Source organism: Blastococcus sp. SYSU D00669, from assembly GCF_054050715.1.
In genome coordinates, this window is the sequence record NZ_JBJGZV010000006.1 from 31,674 (window position 1) to 56,166 (window position 24,493).

Genomic DNA, 24,493 nt, shown 5'->3' on the forward strand with positions numbered 1-24,493 from the left:
CATGACCACCGCCCATCCGGCCGCCGGCACGTCCCTCTCGGGGGGCGCGCCGGCGGCACCCGACGACATCTCGACGGCGCAGCGGAGGATCCGGCCGGGCCGGATCGCCGTGGTCGTGCTGCTCCTGGTGCTCGCGGCCCAGTTCGTGAACTTCCTCGTCACCAACGACCGGCTGCGCTGGCACGTCGTCGGCGAGTTCCTCTTCGACGACCTGGTGCTGCACGGCCTGCTCGTCACGATCGAGCTGACGGCGATCGGCATGGTCCTCGGCATCGCGATCGGCATCGCCGTCGCCGCGGCCCGGATGTCGTCGTTCAGGCCGCTGTCCACGGCCGCGTGGGCCTACACCCGGTTCTTCTACGGTGTGCCGCTCCTCGTGCAGCTGATCTTCTGGTTCAACCTCGCCTACCTGGTGCCGGAGATCTCCATCGGGATCCCGTTCGGGCCGTCCTTCGGGTCGTGGGACGCCAACGAGATCATCACCCCGTTCACCGCGGCCGTCCTCGGCCTGGCGCTGCACGAGGGCGGCTACATGTCCGAGGTGGTCCGGGCCGGCCTGCTCTCGGTCGACCGAGGGCAACGGGACGCCGCGAGCGCCCTCGCTCTGCGAGGGCACCAGACGTTCCGCCTGATCGTGCTCCCGCAGGCCCTGCGCTTCATGATCCCGCCGACGGTCAACCAGACCATCGGCATGCTCAAGGGGACGGCGCTGGTCAGCACCGTCGCGGTGTCCGAGCTGCTGCACGAGGTGCAGAACATCTACAACCGCAACTTCGAGGTCATCCCGCTCCTCCTGGTGGCCTGCATCTGGTACTTCGCGCTGATCTCGGTCCTCGACCTCCTCCAGCGCTACCTCGAGCGCCGCCTGGGTCGGGCCGACTCGACACCCACCAGGCCGACCCGCGGTCTCCGCCGACGCCGGGCCGAGCAGGTCGTCGCCAGCCGGGAGGCGGAACTGTGACCATGGGCGACGTCCTCGACCACGACGTGCGGGCACGCGAGGACGACGTGATCCTCCGGGCCTGCGGTGTGCGCAAGTCCTTCGGGTCCGTCCCTGCGCTGGCCGGGGTGGACATGGAGGTCCGCCGCGGCGAGGTCGTCGTGGTGCTCGGGCCCTCGGGCTCCGGGAAGTCGACCTTCATCCGCTGCGTCCAACAGCTCGAGCCGATCGACGGCGGTTCGATCTACTTCCGCGGGGAGCTGCTGGGCTACGAGCGCGATCGCAAGGGGAAGCTGCGCGAACGGCGGGGCCGCGACGTCGCCCGCCAGCAGGCGCAGATGGGCATGGTCTTCCAGCAGTTCCACCTGTTCAACCACCTCACGGTGGAGCGGAACATCACCCTCGCTCCGTGCAAGGTCCAGAGGCTGTCCCGAGGGGAGGCCCGAGCGAAGGCGGAGAAGCTGCTCAAGCAGGTCGGTCTGGCCGAGAAGATCGACCAGTACCCGCGGCAGCTGTCCGGTGGGCAGCAGCAGCGGGTCGCCATCGCCCGAGCGCTGGCGATGGAGCCCGCCCTCATGCTCTTCGACGAGCCGACCAGCGCGCTCGACCCGGAGCTGGTCGGGGAGGTCCTCACGGCGATGAAGGACCTGGCCCGAAGCGGCATGACCATGATCGTCGTGACCCACGAGGTCGGGTTCGCGCGCGAGGTCGCCGACCGCTGCGTCTTCATGGACAACGGCGTCGTCGTGGAGAACGGCCCCGCCCAGGAGATCCTGCGTGCGCCGAAGACGGAGCGGTTCGCGAACTTCCTCCGGCGGGTCGACTGATGGGGACCGGCCAGGAGGCCGACGCCCTCGGAGCGGTCGCGCTCGTCGGCGCCTCCGAGTCCATGCCGTGGACCTACTGGCTGGTCAGGAACCTCGCCGACCACGGCTTCACCGGCGCCGTCTGGCCGGTCAACCCGCGCCAGAGCCAGGTGCACGGCCTGCCGGCGTTCGCGTCGATCGCCGATCTGCCCGCCGCTCCCGACGTCGGTGTGTGCCTGCTGCGACCGGAGCTCGCCGAGGACGCCGTCGAGCAGCTGCTGGGGCGCGGTGTGCGGACGATCGTCCTGATCTCCAACGGGTTCCGGGAGACCGGTGACCCGGCCGCAGCCGAGCGCGAGCAGCGGATCGCCGCGCGCTGCCGCGCGGCGGGCGCCCGTCTGATCGGCCCCAACTGCGTCGGCTTCGCCGACCTCGGGCGGCGGCTGGCGCTGGTGGCCGAACCGCTGCCCCGAGGGCTGACGGCGGGCACGGTGTCAGTCGTCAGCCAGTCCGGCGCGCTGCTGTCCGGTGTCGTCGGCGCGGTGGCGGCGAGCGGGTCGGGCGTGCACCTCGCCTACTCCATCGGCAACGGTGCCGCGTTCGGCGTGGCCGACGCCCTCGAGGAGTTCGTGGCAGGGGACGACTCGTTGCTCGTCCTCGTCCTCGAGGGGGTCGGCGAGCCCGAACGGTTCGCCGCCGCGGCCCGTCAGGCCCGCGCGGCCGGGAAGCTCGTCCTCGCGCTCTGCCTGGCCCGCTCGGAACGGGCGGCGGTGGTGGCCCAGTCGCACACGGGGGCGGTGGTCGGGTCCGACCGGCTGATCCAGGCATGGCTGTGGCGGCTGGGCGTGGTCTCCGTCGACTCGATCGAGGAGCTCCCCTACCTCGTGCAGCTGCTGGCGCACGCCGGCGGGCGTCCGGAGGCCGGTGTCTTCGTCCTGACCGGCAGCGGGGGCGCCGCGGGTTACGCCGCGGACCTGGCCGGCCGGTACGGGGTGGCGCTGGCGGAGCTGTCGCCGACCACGGTGGAGGCTCTGCGCGAGCTGATGCCGTCCGGGGTGTACATCGGCAACCCGCTCGACCTCACCGGCGCCAACGGGGAGCGCAAGAAGCAGGTGCGCGACCAGGTGTTCCGTGATCCCGCCGTCGGGGTCGTGGTGGAGCCCTACGCGCTACCGTGGCCGGACGACGCGGCGGACCGGTTCTGGTTCCGCGACGGCCTGCTGGGCCTGGCCGAGTCCGCGCGGGAGGCCGGCAAGGTCACCCTCACCGCCAGCACCTTCGGCGAGCCGGTCACGCCGTGGGTGGACGAGCTCTCCGCGAAGCAGCCGGTCGTCTCCGGGCCGAGCTTCGTCGCCGCGATGAGCGCCGCCGCCAAGGTGTACCCCGTCGCCGGCGGCGTCGGCGGCGGGCACCGGGAAGGTGCGGGGCCGGCGACCGCTCGCGGGGTCCTGGCCGAGGCCGAGGCGCGGGACGTGCTCGCCCGGCTCGGCGTGCCTCTCGTGGACGGCGTCGTGGTCGACGACCCGCGGGCTGCGGCGGAGCACGCGGCCGGAGTGGAGGGTCCGTTCGCGGTCAAGGCCGCCGTCGAGGGGCTGGCCCACAAGGGCCGGGTCAGCGGCGTCCGCCTCGACCTCGTCTCGCCCGAGGCCGTGGCCGCGGCGTGCGAGCAGATGCGCCGCGACATCGGCGCGGCGGGGGTCGACCGACCCGTGCGCTTCCTGGTCCAGCGGATGGTGCGCGGCCCGGAGCTGCTGCTCGGGTTCATCCGCGACGCCGTGGCGGGCCCGACCGTGACCGTGGGGGTCGGCGGCTGGGCGGTGGAGCTGGTGCCACCGCTGGGCACGCTGGCTCTCACCGGCCCGGAGGCACCGACGGTCGACGAGACCGTCGACAGCCTCACCCGCTGGGGCCTGGCCCGGGCGGTCGGCCCGGCGGCTCTCCAGTCGTTCGCCCGGCTCACCGCGGAGCTGGCCGGGCACTTCGCCGACGGTGACCTGGCGGCGTACAGCACCCTCGAGCTGAACCCCGTCGTCCTCACCCCCGAAGGGCCGCGTGTCGTCGATGCGCTGCTCATCACCTGAGGGCGGCCGCCGGTGACGGGCGGGCCGGCCGCGGCGATCGTGGGGGTGTACGAGCACCCCGACCGGGTGGCCCCGGACACCTCGGAGATCCGGCTCAAGGCCACCTGTGCTGTGCGGGCGCTGGAGGACGCGGGGTTGACCCTGGCCGACGTCGACGCGCTCTACGACGTGCCCGAGACCGGCGAGCTCAGCCTGATGAGCACCGCGGAGTACTTCGGCATCACCCCACGGGTGCTCGACGGCACGAACCTCGCCGGGGCCTCCTACGAGGCGCACGCGATCCACGCCGCTCGGGACATCGCGGCCGGCCGGGCCCGCGTCGCCCTGCTGACCTACGGCTCCCGCGCACGCAGCTCGATGCGAGCCGTCGGCACGGGTGTGCCCAAGGTGGTCTACCCGGCCGTCGTGAACAACACGGAGCTGCCCTGGGGGCTGCCCGTGGTGGGCAACTACGCCATGGCGGCGATGCGCCACCTGCACGAGTACGGCACGACGCCGGAGCAGCTGGCAGAGATCGCCGTGGTCACCCGGTACCACGCCACCCGCAACCCGCAGGCGGTCGCGGGCCTGGCGGCGCTGGGCGTCCGTGACACGGGGGAGCTCACCGTCGAGGACGTCGTCTCGTCGCGGGTGATCGCCGACCCCCTGCACGCCCTGGACTGCTGCCTGGTCAGCGACGGGGCCGGCGCCGTGGTCATCGCGTCGGCCGAGGTCGCCGCCGGCACTGCGCAGCCGCCGGTCTGGGTCCTCGGCGGGGGAGAGGCGACCGGCGCGGTGGCGACCGGCAGCGACGTCACCACGACCGCGGCGGCGCGCAGCGCCGCGGACGCCTTCGCCAGGGCCGGCGTCTCGCCGCAGGAGGTCGACGTGGCCATGCTCTACGACTCGTTCACGTTCACCGTCCTCGCCGCTCTGGAGGACCTCGGCTTCTGCGCGAAGGGGGAGGGGGGTCCATACGTGTCCGACGGCCGTCTGCGCTTCGACCGCTCCGGCGGTCCGGCGCTCAACACCGACGGCGGCGGGCTGTCGTCGACCCACCCCGGCATGCGGGGGATCTTCCTGCTCATCGAGGCCACGCGACAGCTCCGCGGCCGGTCGACCGCGCAGGTACCGGGTGCCCGGCTGGCCGTCGCCCACGGCAACGGGGGCACGCTCGGCACCCGCCACGGTTGCGCCACCGTGGTCCTGGGAGCCGACCGGTGAACGGGGAGCTCGCGCGCCCGCTGCCCGACCTCGACGAGCCGGACACCGCCCCGTTCTGGGAGGGAACCGCCCGCCACGAGTTCCGGGTGCCGTTCTGCGACCGGTGCGGACGGCCCGTGTGGTACCCGCGGGGGCACTGCCCCGCGTGCGGCTCGTTGGACCTCACCTGGCGGGCGCTGCCGGACCCGGTGAGCGGGACGGTCTACACCTTCACCGTCGTCCGGCGGCACGGCGATCCCTACTTCGCCGCCAGGACCCCCTACGCCGTCGCCTGGGTGGACCTCCACGGCGGTCCGCGGGTCCTCTCCGAGGTGCGCGCCGACGACCCGGCCGCCCTGCGGATCGGGGACCCCGTCGTCGTCGAGTGGGAGGAGCGGTCGACGGACGGTTCGGGGCCGGTGGTGGTGTACCCGGTGTTCCGGGTCGTCAGGACGCCATCAGCCGCAACTGCTCGATGATCCGCAGCGTGCCGGGCACGTCGGCGGCGAGCGGCTTGGCGATCAGCGTCGTGACGCCTGCCCGGTGCAGGGCGGCCAGCCGCTCCGCCACCTCCTCCGCGGTGCCCACCAGGCTGGTGGCGTCCACCAGCCCCTCTGGCACCGCCGCGGCGGCCTCCTCCTTGCGGCCGGCGAGGTAGAGCTCCTGCACGCGCGCGGCCTCCTCGGCGTAGCCGTACCGCGCCGCGAGGTCGTTGTAGAAGTTCTTCCCGCGAGCACCCATCCCGCCCACGTAGAGGGCGAGCTCCTCGCGCACCACCTGCCGCTCGCGGGCGACATCGGCACCGATCGCGACGGCGGTCTGCAGTGCGACGTCGAGCGGACCGAGGGCCGGGTCGCGACGCCCGAGCCCGCGGTCGAGCGCCGGTCCGAAGACCTCCGCCGCCCGATCAGGGTGGAAGAGGATCGGCTGCCACCCCTCGGCGATCTCGGCGGCCAGCTCGACGTTCTTCGGGCCTATCGCGGCCAGCATGACGGGGATCCGCTCGCGCACCGGGTGGTCGACCAGCTTCAGCGGCTTGCCCAGGCCCGTCCCCTGGCCGGCCGGGAGCGGCACGTCGTAGTGCTGTCCGTGGTGCACCAGCCGCTCGCGCGCCCAGACCGAGCGGCAGATCTCGACGAGTTCACGGGTGCGCCCGACCGGGGCGTCGTAGCGGACCCCGTGGAAGCCCTCGATGACCTGCGGCCCCGACGCCCCCACGCCGAGGGTGAACCGGCCGCGGGACAGCTGGTCCAGCCCGGCCGCGGTCATCGCGGTCAGGGTCGGCGTCCTCGTGTACAGCTGCAGGATGCCGGAGGCGATCTCCAGAGCGGTCGTCCGCGCGGCGAGGTAGCCGAGCCGGCTGACGGCGTCGAAGCCGTACAGCTCCGGGACGAACGCGATCTGCAGCCCGGCGCTCTCGAGATCGGCGGCGGCGTCGAGCAACTCCAGCGAGCGCGAGCCGATCTGCATGCCGATGCGCATCCCGGGCAGCCTTCCGTCGGGCGGTGCGGCAGAGGAGCCGCGGCCCGATGTGTATCCCGGGGCCGCCCTCGCCGGGGCGGAGGCGTTCCACGTGCCGGACCGGGGACCTCGGACGGCGCCGCCCGCCGTGGCACGCTGCCGCCGATGGAAGCCACGGTCCAGGACCGCCCGCTGACGGTGCAGTCCGTCGTCCGCCACGCCCGGGCGGTGCACGGCCGGGCCGAGGTGGTGACGGTCACCCGGTCCGGGACGACGCGGGCGACCTTCGCCGAGGTGATCACGCGCGCCGGTGCCCTCGCTGCCGGCCTGCGCGCCCTCGGTGTGGGCGAGGGGGAACCCGTCGGGACCTTCCTGTGGAACTGCCAGGAGCACCTCGAGGCGTATTACGGCGTCCCGGCCGCCGGTGCGGTGCTGCACACCCTGAACGTGCGGCTGTCGACGGCCGAGCTCACGGCCGTCGCCGAGCACGCCGGGGACACGGTCGTCCTCGTCGGGGGGACCCTGGTGGAGCGGTTCGCTCCGGTGCTCGCCGGTCTGCCGCGGGTGCACACCGTCGTCGTCACCGGCAGCGGGGACGTGGCCCCGCTCGCCGCGACCGGGAAGCGGGTGCTGCGCTACGACGACCTCGTCGCGGGCGGTCCGGCGATCGACTGGGAGGCCGATCCGGCGGAGCGCGCAGCGGTGGCGATGTGCTACACGAGCGGCACCACCGGCATGCCGAAGGGCGTGGTGTACAGCCACCGGTCGACGGTCCTGCACGCCCTGTCCGTGTGCTCGGCCAACGCGGTGGGGCTGAGCGCGGCGGACCGTGCGCTCGTCCTCGTGCCGATGTTCCACGCCAACGCGTGGGGCTGGCCGTACGCCGCCTTCCTGTCGGGGACCAGCCTGGTGCTGACCGACGGCGACCTGTCGCCGGCACACGTGGCCGCGGTCGTCGCGGGCGAGCGGGTCACGGTGACCGGCGGCGTGCCGACGCTGTGGGCGGACCTGCTCGCCCACGCCGACGTGCATCCGGTCGACCTCGGCTCGCTCCGGCTGGTGCTCTGCGGGGGGTCGGCCGTGCCGAGCGCCCTGACGGAGGCCTACCGCCGGCGCTTCGGGGTGCCGCTGGTCCAGGCGTGGGGCATGACGGAGGTCTCGCCGCTGGGTGCGGTCGCCCGCCCCCGGGAGGCGACCGACACGGGCGACGTCGCTTCGTCGCAGGGCCGGCTGCTGTACGGGGTCGAGGGACGTGTCGTGGACGAGGGGGGAGCAGTGGTCCCCCGGGACGGTGGCGGGCTGGGCGAGCTGCAGGTGCGCGGGCCGTGGGTGACCGGGTCGTACTTCCGCGGTGCGGGCGCGGACTCGTTCACGGACGACGGCTGGCTGCGGACGGGGGACGTCGGCACGCTGGACGCCGACGGCGTGCTGCGGATCAGCGACCGGCGCAAGGACGTGATCAAGTCCGGCGGCGAGTGGATCTCCTCGGTCGCCCTGGAGGACGCGCTCACGGCCCACCCCGATGTGGTGGAAGCGGCCGTCGTCGGCATCGCCGACGCGCGCTGGCAGGAGCGGCCGCTCGCGGTCGTGGTCCTGCGGCCGGGTGCGCAGGCCGGCCCGGGGGAGCTGCGCGCCTGGCTGTCGGAACGGGTGGTCCGCTGGTGGGTGCCCGATTCCTGGTCGTTCGTCGCGGCCGTACCCCGGACGAGTGTGGGCAAGTACGACAAGGTGCGGCTCCGCTCGATGGTGTCCGACGGGGACCTGCGCGTCGAACACGGCGCCGCGACCGTCGGGGACCAGCCCGCCTGACGAGCGCCGTCGCGCTCAGGCCCAGGCGTCCACGCCCTGCGGGTAGAGGTCCTCGGCCCCGGACGCCACCTGCCGTGCCAGGGCGTGCACGTCCGGCAGGACCTGGCCCGTGTAGACCCGGAGCAGCAGGCCGGTCCGGTCGACCTCGTCCCGCGCCTGCTGGCGGACGCGGCTCCCGTGCGCCGTGTCGGCGAGCAGCGCACCCCCCACCACCGTGCCGAGCAGCCGCAGGTACGGCGCGGCTCCGGCCAGCACGGCGACCGTCGCCTCCCGCTGCTCCACCAGCCAGGCGGTCGTCTCGGCCAGCACGGTCACCGCCGCGCGCAGCGGGCCGGCGGGTCCGGCGCTGCGCCCGTCGAGCTGCGCGGCGGAGCGTCCTGCCTCACCGATCAGTTCCTGCACGGCACGACCACCGTCGCGCAGGACCTTTCGGGCGACGAGGTCGATCGCCTGGATGCCGTTGGTGCCCTCGTAGATCGGGGTGATCCGCACGTCGCGGTACAGCTGGGCGATCCCCGTCTCCTCGACGAACCCGCTGCCCCCGAACACCTGCACGGCGCGGGACACCACCTCCACCGCCAGGTCGGTGCACCACGCCTTGCAGACAGGCGTGAGCAGATCGGCCCGCGCCTGCTGCGCGGCACGGACGGCGGCGTCGGGGTGCGCCGCTGCCAGGTCCATCGCCCGGGCCGTCGCGTAGGCGAGCGCCCGCATCGCGGCGACGGTCGCCCGCATGCCCAGCAGCGTCCGCCGCACGTCCGGGTGCTCGATGACGGGCACCGGCCCGGCTGCGGCCGCTGTGCGGCCCTGCACGCGCTCACGGGCGTACGCGACCGCGCTCTGGCAGGCGAGCTCGGCCAGCGCGACGCCCTGCAGACCGACACCCAGCCGCGCGTCGTTCATCATCGTGAACATCGCCGCGATGCCCCGGTGCTCCTCGCCCACGAGCTCGGCCACCGCACCGTCTCCCGCGCCGAACGTGAGCGAGCAGGTTGGAGATCCCCGCAAGCCGAGCTTGTGCTCGACCCCGGTGACGACGACGTCGTTGTGCCCTGCCGGGTTCCCGTCCGCACCGACGAGGCGCTTGGGCACGAGGAAGAGCGAGAGGCCGCGCGTCCCCGCCGGCGCCCCCGGGAGGCGGGCCAGCACGAGGTGCAGGATCTGCTCGGTCAGGTCGTGGTCGCCGTAGCTGATGAAGATCTTCTGCCCGGAGACGCGGTAGGTGCCGTCCTCCGTGCGTACGGCCCGGGTGGTCACTGCGCCGACGTCCGAGCCCGCCTGCGGCTCGGTGATGCACATGGTCGCCGCCCACTCGCCCGACACCAGCCGCGGGACGTACGTGTCCCTCTGCCGATCGCTGCCGTGGGCCAGCAACGCCGTCACGAGGCCGCCGGCGAGGAACGGGCACATCGCCAGCGACAGGTTGGCGCTGAAGAGCATCTCCCGGACCGCCAGCGTGAGCGTCAGCGGAGCACCGGCGCCGCCGTGCTCCACGGGATGCCCGATCGACGCCCAGCCGGCCTCGGCCAGCTGCCGGTAGACGGGGCGGAACGACGGCGGCACCCGCACCCGGCCCTGCTCGAGGCGGACACCCGCCAGGTCGCCCGCGCGCAGCGTGGGGGCGAGGACCTGCTCGGCGAAGCGGCCCCCCTCGGCCAGGAGGTCCGCGACCGTGCCCTCGTCCAGGTGCCCGAACCCAGGGAGGCGGAGCAGCTCGTCCAGTCCGGCGGCGTGCGTCAGGGCGGTGCCGATGTCGGCAAGCGGGGCTCGGTACCTCACCCCGCGACGCTAGCGGCGGCGCATCCTGCTTCGTGGCCGCCCGTTCGGGCAGCCGGAACGGCAACCGGACGTCAGCTCACCGGAGGTCGTCCTCCCCGACCTGCAGTCGTGCCGCGATCAAGCCGGCCGTGCGCAGCAGGCGGGGGACGAACTGCTGAGGGAGCCCCCGCCGGATGTCGACGGAGACCGAGAGCCCGGCCACCGGGCGCCCGTCGCGCAGGATCGGCGCGGCTACGCAGGCCATCCCCACCTTGGACTCCTGGCGGTCGATCGCGAACCCGGTTCGCCGGATCTGGACCAGCTCCTGGCGCAGCACGTCGGGAGAGGTGATCGTCTGGGTGGTCCGGCCCGGCATGCCGGCGGCCACGACGCTGTCGAACAGGTCGTCGGGCGAGAAGGCGAGCATCGCCTTGCCGATCGCCGTGCAGTAGATGGGCATGCACCCACCGACCCTCGCCGGGCTCTCCAGGCCCCCGCGGGCGGCGAGCTTCTCGATGTAGAGGACCTGCGGCCCGTGCAGCACCCCCAGGTTGACCATCGCCTGGGTGGCGATGTGCAGGGCCTGCATGTACGGCAGTGCCCGGTCGCGCAGGCGGTGCGGCCGGCACATCGCCACCGTGTTACCCAGCCGGAACAGGTGCGCCCCGAGCAGCCAGCCATCTCCCGCCCGCTCGACCAGCCCGTGCCCTTCCAGCACGGCGAGCAGGCGGTGGGCGGTGGACTTCGCGACCCCGGCCCTCCGCGCGATCTCGCTGACCCCGAGGACCTCGTTGTTCGCCCCGATGAAGGCGTTGAGGAGCGAGAGCGCCTTGCCCACGCTGGACGAGGTGTCCCCGAGCGGGTCCGTCCTGCGGTTCGAGGGGGAGCCGTCGAGGAGCGTGCCAGCTTCAAGCGTCATGGTCTCCACCGTCGGACGTCGCCTGTGAATGTCAGACTATTGGCGGAGTGTAATCCAGCTCACTCTGCTCGGGAAGCAGGTCGCTCACGTTCCGCAACCGGGACAGAGCGCTCCGGACTCATACCCGCAGCGGTGTCCCGCCCGCCCCCGATGCGGACCGTCCCAGGCCACGGAGGTCGGCAGCCGGGTCCGCCAGCACGTCGACGGGGACGCGCGCCGCCGCGGCGGCCAGCTGCCGTCCCGCCCGGATCTCGGCGGGGCAGTTGACGCCGGCGACCGCGCTGACCCGGCCGTCCCGCAACCAGAACCAGCACGCCGAGTCGGCGGACTCCCTCCGCGGGACGACCGCGTCCGAGGGGTGCGGCGCACCGAAGAGCTGGAGGGTCAGGTCGTACTGGTCGGACCAGAAGTAGGGCAGTGACCGCCAGGGGGTCGGCACGCCGGCCACCGAGCGTCCGGCGGCCCGTCCCTGCTCCGCGGCGACCGTCCAGTGCTCGACCCGGCGTCGTCGTCCGCCGACCCGGTGGTTGGCGACGTCCCCCGCGGCGTAGACCCAGGGGTGGCTCGTCCGCCCGGTGGCGTCCACGACGACGCCGTCCGCGACCTCCAGGCCGGCCTCCTCGGCCAGCTCCGTGCGCGGGACCACCCCGATGCCCACGACGGTCACGCCGGCGGGAACCCGGCTGCCGTCGGTGAGGAGCAGCTCGGCGGGAGCCCCGCCGGCCCCACGGCGCACCCCCGTGACACCGGCCGAGGTCAGGACGCGCACCCCCCGTTCCGCGTGCCGCGCGCGGAACCACGCGCCGAGCGCCGGACCGCCACCGGCCAGCAGCGGCAGCGGGGCGGCCTCGATGACGGCCACCTCGTGCCCGCGGACCCGGGCCGCCGCCGCGACCTCCATACCGATGAAGCCACCCCCGACGACCGCCACCGGGCTCCCGTCGAAGCGTCGCACCAATTCGGTGGCGTCCGACAGCGTCCGGAGGACGTGCACGGCGTCCCCGTCCAGGCCGTCGAGCGTGCGGGGACGGGCGCCGGTCGCCAGCACGACGCCGTCGGCCGCGAGCACCGTCCCGTCGGCCAGGGTGACCGTGCGGGTCGGGGGATCCAGCCGGACGACGCGCTGGCCCAGCACCAGCTCGAGGTCCAGCTCGCGCTGTCGGTCGGCGGTGAGCAGCGGCTTCGCGTGCGGCTCGGCCCCCGTCAGCAGCGCCTTCGACAGCGGCGGGCGCTCGTACGGCTGGTGCGCCTCGGCGCCCACGACGACGATCCCGCCGTCCCAGCCGGCCTCGCGGGCGCCCATCGCGGCCGCGACGCCGGCGGCGCTCGCTCCCACGACGACGAGCCGGCGGGGGGTCACCGCGCGGGCCTGGTGCGGCTGGCCGTGTCGACGTGCACCTTGTCGTCGACCACGCGGACCGAGTACGTGCCGAGCGGTTCCGTCGCCGGGAAGGACAGCACCGCCCCGGTGCGGATGCAGAACTTGGCGAAGTGGAACGCGCACTCGACGACGTCGCCGTCGACGTACCCCTCGGCGAGCGAGGAGACCTCGTGCGTGCAGGTGTCGTCGGTGGCGAAGAACTCACCGTCGACGTTGTAGACCGCGATCGCGGGGATCGTGCCGGGCACGGGGAGCACCTCGCCCGGCGGGAGGTCGTCGACCGCGCACGCGACCACCCAGGACTCGTCGTCTGCCACGTCAGCACATCCCCATCGCCGCAGGACCCCTTGCCCGGCCGAGTCTGGGCGGTCAGCTCGGGCGCCGGCAGCGTCGTGGTCCACCGTCCGGCACACGAGCTGGCGCCGCCACCCCCACGGGACGCAGGGTGCGCCAGCGGGAAGGGTGTCCGGCCCGACGACGTCGTCCGGATGGCCCGCGGCGGCGATGAGGAGGGGCGATGCCGGGCGAGCTCGACGGACGCGTGGCACTGGTGACGGGGGCCGGACGGGGGATCGGAGCGGCGGTGGCCCGCCAGCTCGCGGCCGCGGGGGCGGCCGTGGTGGTGAACGACCTGGGCGTCGCGCTCGACGGTTCGGCCGCCGACGAGCGGCCCGCCGACCAAGTCGTGGCGGAGATCCGGGCCGCCGGTGGGACCGCCGTCGCCGACGGCGGGGACGTCTCCGACTTCACCGCGGCGCAGCGGATGGTGCAGGGGGCCGTCGACACCTTCGGTGGCCTGGACGTCGTGGTCAACGTGGCGGGCATCGTGCGCGACCGGATGCTGTGGAACATGACCGCCGAGGAGTGGTCGGCCGTCCTGCGGGTGCACCTGGACGGCACGTTCAACACCTGCCGGCACGTGGCCGCCTACTGGCGGTCGCTCGGCGACAGTCGGCTCGGCAGGCGGATCGTCAACTTCACGTCCGACTCCGGCATCTACGGCTCGACCGCCCAGCCGAACTACTCGGCCGCCAAGCTCGGCATCGTCGGGCTGACCTACTCGACGGCCAATGCGCTCGCCCGGAGCGGAGCGACCTGCAACGCCCTGGCGCCGGCCGCCGACACGCGCATGACCCCCCCGCGCGAGGACCAGGACCCCGCTGCGGTGGCCCGCCGGTCCCCGGACAACTGCGCGCGGGTCGTCCGCTGGCTGGCCGGTGACGACTCCGCCTGGTGCACCGGACAGGTCATCGGCGCCCGCGGCTACGAGGTGTTCCTCTACAGCCTCCCCCGGCCGACGCTCCGGCTCTCCGCGGAGGGCCCCTGGACCCCCGCGGCGCTCACCGCGGAGGCCGAGAAGCGGTTCCGGCCCGAGGTCGAGGACCGGAAGTTCCCGAGCTGGCCGCCCGCGGACTTCGCCCCGCCGCCCGGTCCCGCCTGATTCCCATTCCGCCCAGCCGAACACGGGACTGGGCCGGCGCCGGGCGGGCTGCCACCGTCGGGACCGGCCGGAGGAGGGCAGGAGGTGGAGGCGTGGCGCTGACGTCGGAGGGCCTGGCGGCCGCGCCGGGCTGCCTGAGCCGCTGGGTGCGGCTGCCCGGGGGCGTGCGGGCGCACTACACGACCGGCGGCGCGGACGGCCCGGCCGTCGTCCTGCTGCACGGCGGGCTCGTGGGCTCCTCCGGCCTGGCCGGGTGGGCCGGCATGACGCGCTTCCTGGGCGACCACGGGTTCCGCGTCTACTGCCCGGACCTCCCCGGGTTCGGCCTCACGACCGACGAGCAGGGGTTCTACGCGGCCGGCCAGGTCGGCCACCTCGACTTCCTCCACGACTTCACGACCGCGCTGTGCCTGGACCGGTTCTCCCTCGCGGGGAACTCGATGGGGTCGCTCAACGCGGTGAACTACCTGCTCGCGCACCCGGAACGGGTGGAGCGGTTCGCGCTCGTCGCAGGGGGGATCGGGGACCTGGTCCCGCCCGAGGCGGTCGCCGCTCTCGACCGCCGTCCGGCGGGAGAGCGCCCCGACCTCCGGGCGTTCGACGGCACGGCCGGGTCGATGCGCACCCTGCTGAGCTCGATCCTGCGCCGGCCCGACGAGGTCGACGACGACGTCGTTGCCATGCGGGTCGCCGCGGCCCGGCGCAACGCGGCCGCCCACCGGCGGCACAGCGGCGCCACGCTCGACGGGCCGGCCCGGGCCCGTCTGACGACCCGGGGACGGCTCGACCGGGTGGGGATCCCGGGCATCTACCTCTACGGTCGCCAGGACACGCTGATCCCGGTCGAGGCGCGCGGGTACCTGCAGGAGGACGCACTCCCGGACGTCCAGTTCTTCTACCCCGACGACTGCGGCCACCAGGGGCAGAACGACCAGCCGGAGCTGTTCCAGCAGGTCTTCCTGGAGTTCTTCCGCGACGGGCGGGTCGGTGCCGAGACGGCGGCGCGGGCCGGCGTGTCCAGGCGGCGCCCGGTGAACCCGGCGCTCGTCGAGACCGACGTGCCGGCCGACCGGGCGGGCTGAGACCGAGCAGGGCGGGGCGATCGGTCGCCCGCCCGCGACGAAGGGTGCGGACCATGGGACACCTGTACGGACTGGGGTACGTCGGCTTCACCGCGCGCGACCTGGATGCCTGGGCGCGGTTCGGCACCGACGTCCTCGGCGGAGAGGTCGTCGACGGTGACGACACGGTCCGCATCCGCCTCGACGAGCGCGCCTACCGCCTGACGGTGAGCGCCGGCGAGGACGCCTTCGCCTGCGCGGGCTGGGAGGTCGCCGGGTCCCGCCAGTTCGACGAGCTCCTCGCCCACCTCGAGCACCACGGCGTGGCGGTGAAGGAGCAGCCGGACCAGGCGGCGGTGCGGCAGGTGGCCCGGCTGGCCACCTGCCTCGACCCGGCGGGCAACCAGCTGGAGTTCTTCTGCGGCGCACTGCGTCCCAAGGCCGCCCTGCGCCCCGGCCGGACCGACGTCCGGTACGTGGGCGGGGCGCTCGGGTTGGGGCACGTCGTCTTCACCGTGCCGGAGCTCGCACCGAGCCTGCACTTCTACCAGGACGTCCTGGGCTTCCGGGTGAGCGACATGATCGGGGTCACCCGCTTCATGCGGATCAACCGGCGCCACCACAGCCTGGCCTTCCGGGAGATGGAGGGCCCCAGCCGGTTCCGGCACTTCAGCCTCGAGGTGGAGGACCTCGACGGGGTCGGCCGGGCCCTGGACGCCGCCGAGGCGGCCGGTGTGCCGGTGTCCTGCGGACTCGGCCGCCACACCAACGACCACATGGTCTCCTTCTACATGAAGACGCCCTCGGGACACGAGCTCGAGTACGGGTGCCAGGGGCGGCTCGTGGACGACGACACGTGGACGACCGGGTCCTACGACGCGACCAGCCTCTGGGGCCACAAGCGGACCATCCCCGTCGTGTGACGGTGGCCGGCACGGGCGAACGCCGCGGGTCGGCTCAGGGGGAGACGCCGAGCAGGTCCGGCGCGGCGACCGGCCCCGACGTCCCGCAGGGACCGGCCTGCAGGTCCTTGACGTAGTCCAGGTGCTCTCGCACGGCGTGCTCGGTCGCCTCGTCGTCCCCCGACTCCAGGGCCCGGAGGATCGCCCGGTGCTGGCGCACCGCGGTCCTGGCCGTCCCCGGGGTCAGGTGCATGTGCCGCACCGGTTGGGCCACGGTGTGCAGCGCGCGGACGAAGACGTGCAGGACCTGGTTGCCCGACGCCGCCGCGACGGTGGAGTGGAAGTCGATGTCGAGCTGGGGGACCCGGGGGTCGTCGCAGGTGGTGTGCTTCTGGACGTCGAGGATGCCGGCCAGCACGTCGAGATCGGCCTGGGTGCGATGACGCGCAGCGAGCCGCCCGGCGGGCACCTCGAGGATGTCGCGCAACGCCGCCACCTCGGCCGGCTGCGCGTTGCCCAGGTCGACGAACAACCCGACCGACTCGCCGAGCATCGCGCTGAACGCCGAGGCATCGAGCGTGCGCACGAAGCTGCCGCCCTTCGCGCCGGGCGCCTGCTCGATCAGCCCCGCGGCGGCCAGCGAGCGCAGCGCCTCGCGCACCGTCGGGCGGGACACCCCGAACCGCTCGGCCAGCTGGCCCTCGCTGGGCAGCTTCTCGCCCTCCGCGATCGTCTTGGAGACGATGGCCGCACGCAGCTGCCGTTCGATCTGCTGGCGTACGCGGAACACCGGTTGTGCCTGGAAACCCATCGGGACGTCCTCTCGACACCGGCGGGCAGCGGCTGGCGACTGACAATTCTAACCGCGCCGGCCCCCGGGTCACTCCCGTAGGCGGCGCGCGGCGGCCGGTGGACTCCCTCCGCGTGCGCCGAGGGCGTCACCCCGCTGCTCGGGGCGTTCCGCGGAGCGGCCGTGCCCCGTTGACAGACATTTGCCGTCGTCCCGAGCATCGGGCCCCCGAGATCGGAGGTCCGATGAGCCTGGAGACGCTGGATCCGGCCGGGGCGGGGCAGCCACCGCTCCCGCTCGACGGGATCCGGGTGGTCGACATGTCCACCTCCTACGCCGGACCGACGGCCAGCATGTACCTGGCCGACCTGGGCGCCGACGTCGTGAAGGTCGAACGCCCCACCGGCGACGACGCCCGTGGCTGGGGACCGCCCTTCGTGGGCGCCAGTTCGGCGTGGTTCGCGGCGGCGAACCGCAACAAGCGGTCCATCGCCATCGACCTCCGCACGGCGTCGGGGGCCGAGGTGCTGCGCCGGCTGGTGGGGTCCGCCGACGTCTTCCTCCACAACGTCAACCCCTCCAAACTCGAGGGGCTGGGCGTCGACCCGGCGACCGTCTGCGCCCGTTCGCCCCGGCTGGTCTACTGCGCGGTGTCCGGGTTCGGCCTGACCGGCCGTGACCGCCGGCTGCCCGGCTACGACCTCATCGCGCAGGCGCGGTCGGGGCTGATGAGCGTCACCGGGGCCGCGGGGGGTGTGCCGCAGCGGGTGAGCGCCCCGTTGTCGGACATCGTGGCCGGACTGTCCGCAGCGCTGTCGATCATCGCCGCGCTGCACCGGGTCTCCCGCGGCGGCCCGGGTGGGGTCGTCGACATCTCGCTGCTCGACGCCGATCTGGCGCTCATGGCGCCGCGGATCGCCAGCTACCTCGCGGGAGAGCCCGAGCCGGCGCCCTCCGGTGCGACCGATTCGGTGCTGGCCGTGTACCAGCAGTTCCAGGCGCTGGACCGACCTGTCTGCATCGCGGTGGGCAACGACGCCATCTGGTCGCGGCTGTGCGGGGTGTTGGAACTACCGGATCTCGCCGCCGATCCGCGGCTGGCCTCCAACGAGGGACGGCGCCGGCACCGCCCGGAGGTCATCGGCCGGATCGCCGACGCCGTGGCGCGGCGGGACAGCGCGCACTGGCTCGCGGCGTTCGCCGAGGCGGGGGTCCCCGCCGCCCCGATCGCCTCCCTGTCCGAGGTCGTCTGGGATCCGCACGTCCGGGACCGGGCGTCGATCTTCGCCCTCCCCGTCGCGGAGGGGGATCCGGTCGCGGCCGGCGACGAGGTGACGCACGTGGTGGCGGCGCCGTGGCGGATCAGCCAGGCCGAGGCGCCCCGACGCCCGGCGCCCGCACTGGGCGCGGACTCGCGGGCGGTCCTGGCCGAGATCGGGGTGGATGCCGCCGGCGTCCAGGCCCTCCTGGAGAGCGGCGCGGTGCTGGAGGCGGCCGGCGGTGGTCCGGTGGCCGCGGAGGCGGCGGGCTGATCGAGCCGGGCCGGATCGGCATTCCGGTGCACGGAACGACGCCCCCTGCCCCGCCGCGACGCGCTGCTACTCATAGGGGCAGTCGAGCGGCGGAGGTGGCGCATGGACGGTCAGGTCGTCGTCCAGGTCGAGCGTCGTCCCGGCCTCGCCGTCATCACGCTGAACCGCCCGGCAAAGCTCAACGCGCTGAACAGCGAGGTGCTGGACGCACTCGAGGACGCGCTCACCGGTCTGGAGCGGGACCCGGACGTCAGGGCCGTCGTCGTCACGGGCGCAGGGGACCGCGCGTTCTGCGCCGGCGCCGATCTCGGCGAGCTCCGCGGCCTGGACGCCGCGCGGGCCCGCGAGGTCCTGGCCCGCGGCCAGCGGGTGATGGCGCGGGTGGCCGGCAGCCCGGTGCCCGTCATCGCGGCGGTCAACGGGTACGCGCTCGGGGGAGGGTTCGAACTCGCGCTCGCTTCCACCTTCGTCCTCGCCTCCACCACGGCGTCCTTCGCGCTGCCCGAGACGGGACTCGGGCTGATCCCCGGCTACGGCGGGACGCAGCGACTGGGCGGCCTCGTGGGCCGGCAGGCCGCCGCGTACCTGGTCACCACGGGGAACCGGGTACCCGCCGAGCGCGCCCACCGGTGGGGTCTGCTCGCCGAGGAACCGCTGGCGCCGGAGGCCCTCCTGCCGCGTGCCGTCGAGCTGGCCGGGCAGATCGCCGGCAGGGGATCGCTGGCCACGCGGCTGGCGCTCGGGCTGCTGGCCGCGGCCGGCGGTGACCTGGCTCGCGGACTGCAGCACGAGACCGACGCGGCGGCGCTGGCGACGGTCTCGGGTGAGGCGCGGACGCGGGTTGCGGCCTTCCTCGACCGTCCCGCGACGCGGGCGGGAGCCGAGCGGTGACCGCGTCGCTCGCCGTGCCCCGGGCCGGGTTCTCCGAGGAGTCGGTCCCCGAGACCCTGCTCGACGACCGGACGAGGGAGGTCCGTGCGCGCCTGCGCACGGTGCTCGCCACCTCCGTCGCGCCCCGGGCCGCCCACTGGGACGAGACGGGGGAGTTCGCCGGCCCCAGCTGCCGGGCGCTCGCCGACGCCGGGCTGGGCGGCCTGCTGTTCCCCCGCGAGCTGGGCGGTTCGGGCGACACGTCGCTCACGTACGCCGTCGCGGTGGCGGAGATCGCGGAGCACTGCCCGGCCACGTCGCTGATCTACATGACCCAGATGCACGCGGGCTATCCCGTGCTGCTCGAGGGCACACCGGAGCAACAGCGCCGCTGGATCCCGCGGCTCGCCTCCGCGGAGAGCTTCGGCTCCCTCGCCATCACCGAACCCGACGCCGGCAGCGACGTCGCGTCCATGCGCACCGTCGCCGTCCGGCACGGGCGGGGCTACCGCCTCAACGGGTCGAAGACCTTCATCACGAACGGGGACGTGGCGGACGTCATCGTCGTCTTCGCGACCGTCGACCGGACGGCCGGACGCCGGGGCATCACCGCCTTCCTGGTCCCGGGCCACACCCCCGGTCTCACCAGGGGCCAGGGTCTGCAGAAGATGGGCATGCACGGGTCCTCGACCGCCGAGCTGTTCCTCGACGACGTCCACGTGCCGGAGACGGCCCGGCTCGGGGACGAGGGCGAGGGCTGGCTCATCTCGATGCGGTCGGTGGTGAAGTCCCGGCTCAGCGCCGCCGCCCAGGGGGTCGGCATCGCGACCCGGGCCTACCGCGTCGCCGCGCACGTGGCCCACACCGACGGGACCCCGGACCAGTCGGCCGCGTTCGCGCTGGCCGACATGCGGACGCGTCTGCTGACCGGGCGCACCCTGCTCTACGCGACCGCCCGGGCGATCGACGGCGACGCGCCGGGGCTAGCCGCCCAGGTCTCGGCCACGAAGCTGTGGTGCACCGACCTGGCGGTCGACCTCGCCGACCGGGCCTGCGACCTGCTCGGCGTCCACGGCGACCTGGCGGACGGCGAGGTGGAACGACTCCTCCGCGACGCCAAGGTGACCCAGATCTACGACGGCACCAACGAGATCCAGCGGCTGATCATCTCGCGGGACACGGCTGCCACGTACGGCAGGAGCAGCGCATGACGCACACGGCAGCCGACGGACTCCCGCTCGCCGGCACGGTGGCGGTGGTGACCGGGGCGGGGCGGGGGATCGGCCGCGCCCTCGCCCTCGCCCTCGCCGGCGCCGGCGCGAGGGTCGTCCTGGCCGCGCGGTCGCTCGACCAGCTGGAGGTGGTCGCCGGTGAGGTGCGCAGCAGGGGTGGCACGGCAGCGGTGGTCCCCACCGACGTCACCAGCGCCGCCGAGGTCGAGGCCCTGGTGGAGCGCGCCGTCACCGAGTTCGGCCGGCTCGACGTCCTCGTGAACAACGCGGGCATCATCGAGTTCACGCCGCTGCTGGAGATCTCCGACGACGGCTGGGACGCGGTGCTGTCGACGAACCTGCGCAGCGCCTTCCTCGGCACCCGCGCGGCCGCGCGGGTCATGCGCGAGCAGGGCGGCGGCCGGATCGTGAACATCGCCTCCAACTTCGCGTTCCGGGGGATCTCCGGCTACGCCTCCTACTCGGCCGCCAAGGCCGGCCTGGTCGCCCTGACGCGCACGGCGGCAGTGGAGCTCGCCCGGTACGGGATCACCGTGAACGCGGTCGCCCCCGGCTACGTCGCGACCGACATGAACGCCGTCCTCCGGGACGACGAGACCACGCTGGCCACCGTCCTCAAGGGGGTGCCCCTGCGTCGCATGGGGGACCCGGAGGAGCTCGGTGACCTCGTGGTGCTGCTCGCCGGGCGCGGCGGGGGCTTCATCACCGGCGAGACCGTCGTCGTCGACGGCGGACAGCTCGCCCGCTGACCGGGACACGAACGGAAGTGGAGCGCTCATGACGAGGGTCGGGGTCTGCGGTGCCGGGACGATGGGGAGCGGCATCGCGATCGTCGCCGCCCAGGCCGGGCACGAGGTGGTGCTGTACGACGCCGATCCGGCGGCCGCTGAGCGCGGCCGGGAGACGGTGGGCAGTTTCCTCGACCGCGGCGTCGCGCTGGGGAAGCTCACGCCCGAGCGCCGGGACGCGGCGCTGGACGGTCTGGTCGCCACCGGCGCGATCGGCGACCTCGCGCCGTGCGAGGTCGTGGTCGAGGCCGTCGTCGAGGACGTCGGGGCGAAGGCACGGCTGTTCGGGGAGCTCGACGGGATCTGCGACCCGACGACGCTGTTCCACACCAACACGTCCACGCTCTCGGTCACCGCCATCGCGGCCGGCTCCGCCCGTCCCGAGCGGGTCATCGGGACCCACTACTGCAACCCGGCGCCGCTGATGAAGCTCGTCGAGATCGTCAAGGCCCGGCAGACGAGCGAGGAGACCTACGAGCGCACCGCCAAGTTCCTCGCGGAGGTGAACAAGGTCGTCGTGACGACCGCGGACACGCCCGGGTTCATCGTCAACCGTTTCCTGATCCCGTTCGAGAACGACTGCATCCGCGCGCTGGCCGCCGGCCGGGGCACCGTGGACTCGATCGACACGGCGGTCACCCGTGGACTGCGCTACCCGATGGGGCCGTTCGCCCTGCTCGACATCGTCGGTCTCGACATCCACCACGCCGTGTCGACGAGCCTCTACGAGCAGCTCCGCGACCCGAAGTTCGCCCCTCCGCCGCTGGTCTCCCAGATGATCGCCGCCGGTCACCTGGGCCGGAAGACCGGCCGGGGCTTCCGCACGTACGACGACGCCCGGCTCTTCGGTTCCTGACGACGAGGGAGTGACCCGTGAACGACATCCGAGCGGTCGGCGTCCTGGGCTTCGGCACCATGGGGGCCGGCATCGTGCAGGTGGCGGCGGCCGCGGGCTGCGACGTCGTGGTGTACGAGCCGGAGCAGGCCGGCCTGGACGCCGGGTTCGAGCGGCTGAGCCGGTTCGTCGAGGCCGGCGTGACCCGGGGGAAGCTCACCACGGAGGCGCGGGACGAGCTGCTGTCCCGGGTGGTGGGGACCGCTGCCCTCGACGACGTCAGCGGCGTGGACCTGGTCGTCGAGGCCGTCGTGGAGGACCTCGGGGTCAAGCGCGAACTGCTGGGCGCACTCGCCGAGGGGCTCCCCCCGACGACGGTGATCGCGACGAACACGTCGGCCCTGTCGGTGACCCAGATCGCCGCGTCGCTGCCACACCCGGGCCGGGTCGCGGGGCTGCACTTCTTCAACCCGGCGCCGGTGATGGCGCTGGTGGAGGTGGTGCGGGCGCTGCAGACCAGCGACGGGACGGTCGAACGGCTGATGGCCTGGAGCACGGCGGCCGGCAAGGAGCCGATCGTGGTCGACGACCGCCCAGGGTTCCTCGTCAACTCCCTGTTCATGCCCTACGTCAACGACGTCGTCCAGGCCTACGACGACGGCCTGGCCAGCGCGCAGGACATCGACACCGCGCTCCGGCTCGGCCTGGGCTACCCGATGGGCCCGCTCGAGCTGCTCGACCTGATCGGGATCGACACGCACCTGCACGCGACCAGCGCGGCCTACGCCGACACCCTCGAACCGCGCTTCGCCCCACCCCCGTTGCTGGCCCGCCTCGTCCAGGCGGGGTGGACCGGGGACAAGGCCGGCCGCGGCATCCGGGATCTGGAGACCCGGGCATGACGTACGAGGACATCCGGGTCGAGACCGGGACGTCGGGGATCACCACGGTCACCATCGACCGGCCAGAGGCCGGCAACAAGTTCCGGGCCCTGACCGCGCGCGAGCTGGCCGCGGCGCTGCGCGACTTCGCGGCCGACAGCGCGCAGCGCGTCGCCGTCCTCACCGGGACCGGGGACAAGTTCTTCTGCATCGGCGGGGAGCACGACCCCCTCACCCGGTTCGACGCGGCCAGCGCGATGCCGATCGTGGACGTGTACCAGCTGCTGGACCAGGTGCCGAAGCCGGTGATCGCCGCCGTCAACGGCTACGCGGTCGGGGGCGGGCAGGTGCTGCAGACCATGTGCGACCTGTCGATCGCGAGCGAGAACGCCGTCTTCCGCCAGGTCGGCCCCATGGTCGGGAGCTTCGACGCCGGCTACGGCACGTGGTACCTCGAGGACACCGTGGGCCGGAAGCGCGCCAAGGAGGTCTGGTACCTCAACCGCAAGTACACCGCGGCCGAAGCCCTCGCCATGGGGCTGGTCAACGAGGTGGTCCCGGTCGGCGAGGCGCTGCCCCGGGCGCTCGAGGTGGCGGCGGAGCTCATGACCCGCAGCCCGCTGGCGCTCGCCGCCCTCAAGGCGGCGTTCTCCGCACGCCACAGCGGGGTGGCCGGCCTGTCGCGCATCACGCACGACCAGCTCCTCACGCTCTACCTGAGCACCGAGGAGTCGCACGAGACGTCGGCCGCCTTCGCCGAGCGGCGCACCCCGGACCCGGGCAAGACGCTGCGGTGACGGGGGCGGGGCAGGAGGAGCTCGCGGAGCTCGTGTCGGTGGCCCGCGCCGTGGCGACCGGTCGGATCGCGCCACTGCTCGCCGGACTGGAGGTGGCCGACCGGCTCGACCCCGGGCTGGTCGGGCACCTCTCCGCCGCGGGGCTGTGGAGCCTGGGCATGCCGGAGGACGTCGGCGGGCAGGGCGCGGACGCGGTCACCACGCTGCGCGTGGTCCGCGAGCTCGCGCAGGTGAGCCCGAGCGTCGCGCTGGCGGTGGTGCACGCGCACGCCGCGGTGCACGCCCTCCTCGCGGTGGGGGAGACCGCCACGGCGGCGGACGTCGCGGCGGGGTCGACCGCCGTCGTCGGGTTCGGGGACGTCGATCCGGCCGATGACGACGTCCTCGTCGTGCCGCGCCTGGACCTCGGGGTCGGTGCCGGCCCGCTCCTGCTGTTCGACCCCGGCGCCGACGCCCTCGTGCTGACCGCTGCCGAGAACCCGGCCCAGCCGGTCCGCCGGTGCGGACTCCCCGGCCTCGGGACGACGGTGCTGCGCGTGCGTCGCGCCGAGCTGCGGGCCGGCCTACGTGGCAGCTGGTGCGGCCGGGCACACCGCGAGGCCCTGGCGACCGCGGCCGCCTGGTGGACCGGCGGCACCACCGTGGCGGCGATCGGTGCGGCGATCGGCGCGACCGAGCACGCGTCGGCCTACGTCCGGTCGCGGCACCAGTTCGGCGCCCCCCTCGTGGAGATCCCCACGGTCGCCGGCGCCGTCGCCCACGCGCGCTCCGAACTGTGCACGGCGAGCGCCACCGCGCTGCGGTACCACCGCCGGACGGGCAGCGTCGACGCGCACCTGGCGCGGCGCGCCGTGAACCTCGCCGTCCGCACGTGCATCGAGGCGGTCCAGCTCTTCGGCGGCTACGGCTACCTGCGGGAGTACCTCGTCGAGGGCCTGCTCCGCGATGCCGTGTCGCTGCGGGCCGCGCAGGCGGCGCCGGCGCGCACGCTCGTGGCGTCCCGCACCCGGCCGGTCCCGGCCTGACC

The 24,493-nt window shown here is 74.1% G+C and carries 23 protein-coding genes; 17 read left to right on the forward strand and 6 right to left on the reverse strand.

The window, feature by feature from the left end:
- Position 1 precedes the first annotated feature (1 nt).
- Genes ACI8AF_RS06315 through ACI8AF_RS06335 form a run of 5 tightly spaced genes read left to right on the forward strand, consistent with a single transcriptional unit; the run spans position 2 to position 5,488 of the window.
- Positions 2-961: an amino acid ABC transporter permease gene (locus ACI8AF_RS06315; protein ID WP_456538830.1), complete on the forward strand. Its 960-nt coding sequence runs from the start codon at positions 2-4 to the stop codon at positions 959-961.
- A gap of 2 nt (positions 962-963) precedes the next feature.
- The gene (locus tag ACI8AF_RS06320) at positions 964-1,767 is read left to right on the forward strand and encodes an amino acid ABC transporter ATP-binding protein (RefSeq protein ID WP_456538940.1); all 804 of its coding nucleotides are present in this window, start codon (positions 964-966) and stop codon (positions 1,765-1,767) included.
- Positions 1,767-3,827: an acetate--CoA ligase family protein gene (locus tag ACI8AF_RS06325; protein ID WP_456538831.1), complete on the forward strand. Its 2,061-nt coding sequence runs from the start codon at positions 1,767-1,769 to the stop codon at positions 3,825-3,827. The genes ACI8AF_RS06320 and ACI8AF_RS06325 overlap by 1 nt, the downstream gene beginning before the upstream one ends.
- 12 nt (positions 3,828-3,839) lie before the next feature.
- Positions 3,840-5,030, forward strand: a complete 1,191-nt coding sequence (locus tag ACI8AF_RS06330; protein ID WP_456538832.1) for a thiolase C-terminal domain-containing protein — start codon at positions 3,840-3,842, stop codon at positions 5,028-5,030.
- Positions 5,027-5,488: a Zn-ribbon domain-containing OB-fold protein gene (locus ACI8AF_RS06335; RefSeq protein WP_456538833.1), complete on the forward strand. Its 462-nt coding sequence runs from the start codon at positions 5,027-5,029 to the stop codon at positions 5,486-5,488. The genes ACI8AF_RS06330 and ACI8AF_RS06335 overlap by 4 nt, the downstream gene beginning before the upstream one ends.
- On the opposite strand, the gene ACI8AF_RS06340 is transcribed toward ACI8AF_RS06335, so the two are convergent.
- Positions 5,457-6,491, reverse strand: coding sequence for an LLM class F420-dependent oxidoreductase (locus ACI8AF_RS06340; protein ID WP_456538834.1), 1,035 nt, complete (start codon positions 6,489-6,491; stop codon positions 5,457-5,459). The genes ACI8AF_RS06335 and ACI8AF_RS06340 overlap by 32 nt on opposite strands.
- Before the next feature lie 144 nt (positions 6,492-6,635).
- On the opposite strand from ACI8AF_RS06340, the gene ACI8AF_RS06345 reads away from it, so the two are divergent.
- Positions 6,636-8,279 (forward strand): long-chain-fatty-acid--CoA ligase, encoded by a 1,644-nt coding sequence (locus tag ACI8AF_RS06345; RefSeq protein ID WP_456538835.1) that lies wholly within the window; start codon positions 6,636-6,638, stop codon positions 8,277-8,279.
- A 15-nt stretch (positions 8,280-8,294) separates the two neighbouring features.
- Here ACI8AF_RS06345 and ACI8AF_RS06350 read toward each other — a convergent pair whose 3' ends face one another.
- The 4 genes from ACI8AF_RS06350 to ACI8AF_RS06365 all read right to left on the reverse strand — a co-directional run bounded on the left by ACI8AF_RS06350 (position 8,295) and on the right by ACI8AF_RS06365 (position 12,654).
- Positions 8,295-10,058 (reverse strand): acyl-CoA dehydrogenase, encoded by a 1,764-nt coding sequence (locus ACI8AF_RS06350; protein ID WP_456538836.1) that lies wholly within the window; start codon positions 10,056-10,058, stop codon positions 8,295-8,297.
- 76 nt (positions 10,059-10,134) lie between these two features.
- Positions 10,135-10,956, reverse strand: a complete 822-nt coding sequence (locus tag ACI8AF_RS06355; RefSeq protein ID WP_456538837.1) for an IclR family transcriptional regulator — start codon at positions 10,954-10,956, stop codon at positions 10,135-10,137.
- Between the two features lie 118 nt (positions 10,957-11,074).
- Positions 11,075-12,316: an NAD(P)/FAD-dependent oxidoreductase gene (locus tag ACI8AF_RS06360; protein ID WP_456538838.1), complete on the reverse strand. Its 1,242-nt coding sequence runs from the start codon at positions 12,314-12,316 to the stop codon at positions 11,075-11,077.
- Positions 12,313-12,654, reverse strand: a complete 342-nt coding sequence (locus ACI8AF_RS06365; protein WP_456538839.1) for a bifunctional 3-phenylpropionate/cinnamic acid dioxygenase ferredoxin subunit — start codon at positions 12,652-12,654, stop codon at positions 12,313-12,315. Before ACI8AF_RS06365 ends, ACI8AF_RS06360 begins: the two co-directional genes overlap by 4 nt.
- A 200-nt stretch (positions 12,655-12,854) precedes the next feature.
- Between ACI8AF_RS06365 and ACI8AF_RS06370 the strand changes: the two genes are divergently transcribed.
- The 3 genes from ACI8AF_RS06370 to ACI8AF_RS06380 all read left to right on the forward strand — a co-directional run bounded on the left by ACI8AF_RS06370 (position 12,855) and on the right by ACI8AF_RS06380 (position 15,762).
- Positions 12,855-13,778, forward strand: a complete 924-nt coding sequence (locus ACI8AF_RS06370; RefSeq protein WP_456538840.1) for an SDR family NAD(P)-dependent oxidoreductase — start codon at positions 12,855-12,857, stop codon at positions 13,776-13,778.
- A 92-nt stretch (positions 13,779-13,870) separates the two neighbouring features.
- A complete protein-coding gene (locus tag ACI8AF_RS06375; RefSeq protein WP_456538841.1) occupies positions 13,871-14,860 on the forward strand; it encodes an alpha/beta fold hydrolase in 990 nt (329 codons plus the stop codon).
- Positions 14,861-14,913: 53 nt separating this feature from the next.
- The gene (locus ACI8AF_RS06380) at positions 14,914-15,762 is read left to right on the forward strand and encodes a VOC family protein (RefSeq protein WP_456538842.1); all 849 of its coding nucleotides are present in this window, start codon (positions 14,914-14,916) and stop codon (positions 15,760-15,762) included.
- A 34-nt stretch (positions 15,763-15,796) separates the two neighbouring features.
- On the opposite strand, the gene ACI8AF_RS06385 is transcribed toward ACI8AF_RS06380, so the two are convergent.
- Positions 15,797-16,552 carry a FadR/GntR family transcriptional regulator gene (locus tag ACI8AF_RS06385; RefSeq protein WP_456538843.1) on the reverse strand — a complete coding sequence of 252 codons (756 nt, stop codon included), beginning with the start codon at positions 16,550-16,552 and terminating at the stop codon, positions 15,797-15,799.
- Between the two features lie 224 nt (positions 16,553-16,776).
- Here ACI8AF_RS06385 and ACI8AF_RS06390 point away from each other — a divergent pair, with 224 nt between their 5' ends.
- The 8 genes from ACI8AF_RS06390 (at position 16,777) to ACI8AF_RS06425 (ending at position 24,491) form a co-directional block, all read left to right on the forward strand.
- Entirely contained in the window at positions 16,777-18,063 is a 1,287-nt protein-coding gene (locus ACI8AF_RS06390; protein ID WP_456538844.1) for a CaiB/BaiF CoA transferase family protein, read from the forward strand.
- A gap of 102 nt (positions 18,064-18,165) precedes the next feature.
- Entirely contained in the window at positions 18,166-18,954 is a 789-nt protein-coding gene (locus tag ACI8AF_RS06395) for an enoyl-CoA hydratase/isomerase family protein (protein WP_456538845.1), read from the forward strand.
- On the forward strand, positions 18,951-20,144 hold the full coding sequence (locus tag ACI8AF_RS06400) for an acyl-CoA dehydrogenase family protein (protein ID WP_456538846.1): 1,194 nt from the start codon (positions 18,951-18,953) through the stop codon (positions 20,142-20,144). The genes ACI8AF_RS06395 and ACI8AF_RS06400 overlap by 4 nt, the downstream gene beginning before the upstream one ends.
- On the forward strand, positions 20,141-20,914 hold the full coding sequence (locus ACI8AF_RS06405; RefSeq protein ID WP_456538847.1) for an SDR family NAD(P)-dependent oxidoreductase: 774 nt from the start codon (positions 20,141-20,143) through the stop codon (positions 20,912-20,914). Before ACI8AF_RS06400 ends, ACI8AF_RS06405 begins: the two co-directional genes overlap by 4 nt.
- 28 nt (positions 20,915-20,942) lie before the next feature.
- Positions 20,943-21,809 carry a 3-hydroxyacyl-CoA dehydrogenase family protein gene (locus ACI8AF_RS06410; RefSeq protein WP_456538848.1) on the forward strand — a complete coding sequence of 289 codons (867 nt, stop codon included), beginning with the start codon at positions 20,943-20,945 and terminating at the stop codon, positions 21,807-21,809.
- A gap of 17 nt (positions 21,810-21,826) precedes the next feature.
- Positions 21,827-22,690, forward strand: a complete 864-nt coding sequence (locus ACI8AF_RS06415; RefSeq protein WP_456538849.1) for a 3-hydroxyacyl-CoA dehydrogenase family protein — start codon at positions 21,827-21,829, stop codon at positions 22,688-22,690.
- Entirely contained in the window at positions 22,687-23,466 is a 780-nt protein-coding gene (locus tag ACI8AF_RS06420) for an enoyl-CoA hydratase-related protein (RefSeq protein WP_456538850.1), read from the forward strand. Before ACI8AF_RS06415 ends, ACI8AF_RS06420 begins: the two co-directional genes overlap by 4 nt.
- Positions 23,463-24,491: an acyl-CoA dehydrogenase family protein gene (locus tag ACI8AF_RS06425; RefSeq protein WP_456538851.1), complete on the forward strand. Its 1,029-nt coding sequence runs from the start codon at positions 23,463-23,465 to the stop codon at positions 24,489-24,491. The genes ACI8AF_RS06420 and ACI8AF_RS06425 overlap by 4 nt, the downstream gene beginning before the upstream one ends.
- Positions 24,492-24,493 lie beyond the last annotated feature (2 nt).

Bases quoted from the DNA above. Each gene is read 5' to 3' on its own strand.
- ACI8AF_RS06315 (WP_456538830.1), top strand. From the start codon at position 2: ATGACCACCGCCCATCCGGCCGCCGGCACGTCCCTCTCGGGGGGCGCG.
- ACI8AF_RS06320 (WP_456538940.1), top strand. From the start codon at position 964: ATGGGCGACGTCCTCGACCACGACGTGCGGGCACGCGAGGACGACGTG.
- ACI8AF_RS06325 (WP_456538831.1), top strand. From the start codon at position 1,767: ATGGGGACCGGCCAGGAGGCCGACGCCCTCGGAGCGGTCGCGCTCGTC.
- ACI8AF_RS06340 (WP_456538834.1), bottom strand. From the start codon at position 6,491: ATGCGCATCGGCATGCAGATCGGCTCGCGCTCGCTGGAGTTGCTCGAC.
- ACI8AF_RS06345 (WP_456538835.1), top strand. From the start codon at position 6,636: ATGGAAGCCACGGTCCAGGACCGCCCGCTGACGGTGCAGTCCGTCGTC.
- ACI8AF_RS06355 (WP_456538837.1), bottom strand. From the start codon at position 10,956: ATGACGCTTGAAGCTGGCACGCTCCTCGACGGCTCCCCCTCGAACCGC.
- ACI8AF_RS06370 (WP_456538840.1), top strand. From the start codon at position 12,855: ATGCCGGGCGAGCTCGACGGACGCGTGGCACTGGTGACGGGGGCCGGA.
- ACI8AF_RS06380 (WP_456538842.1), top strand. From the start codon at position 14,914: ATGGGACACCTGTACGGACTGGGGTACGTCGGCTTCACCGCGCGCGAC.
- ACI8AF_RS06385 (WP_456538843.1), bottom strand. From the start codon at position 16,552: ATGGGTTTCCAGGCACAACCGGTGTTCCGCGTACGCCAGCAGATCGAA.
- ACI8AF_RS06390 (WP_456538844.1), top strand. From the start codon at position 16,777: ATGAGCCTGGAGACGCTGGATCCGGCCGGGGCGGGGCAGCCACCGCTC.
- ACI8AF_RS06395 (WP_456538845.1), top strand. From the start codon at position 18,166: ATGGACGGTCAGGTCGTCGTCCAGGTCGAGCGTCGTCCCGGCCTCGCC.
- ACI8AF_RS06405 (WP_456538847.1), top strand. From the start codon at position 20,141: ATGACGCACACGGCAGCCGACGGACTCCCGCTCGCCGGCACGGTGGCG.
- ACI8AF_RS06410 (WP_456538848.1), top strand. From the start codon at position 20,943: ATGACGAGGGTCGGGGTCTGCGGTGCCGGGACGATGGGGAGCGGCATC.
- ACI8AF_RS06420 (WP_456538850.1), top strand. From the start codon at position 22,687: ATGACGTACGAGGACATCCGGGTCGAGACCGGGACGTCGGGGATCACC.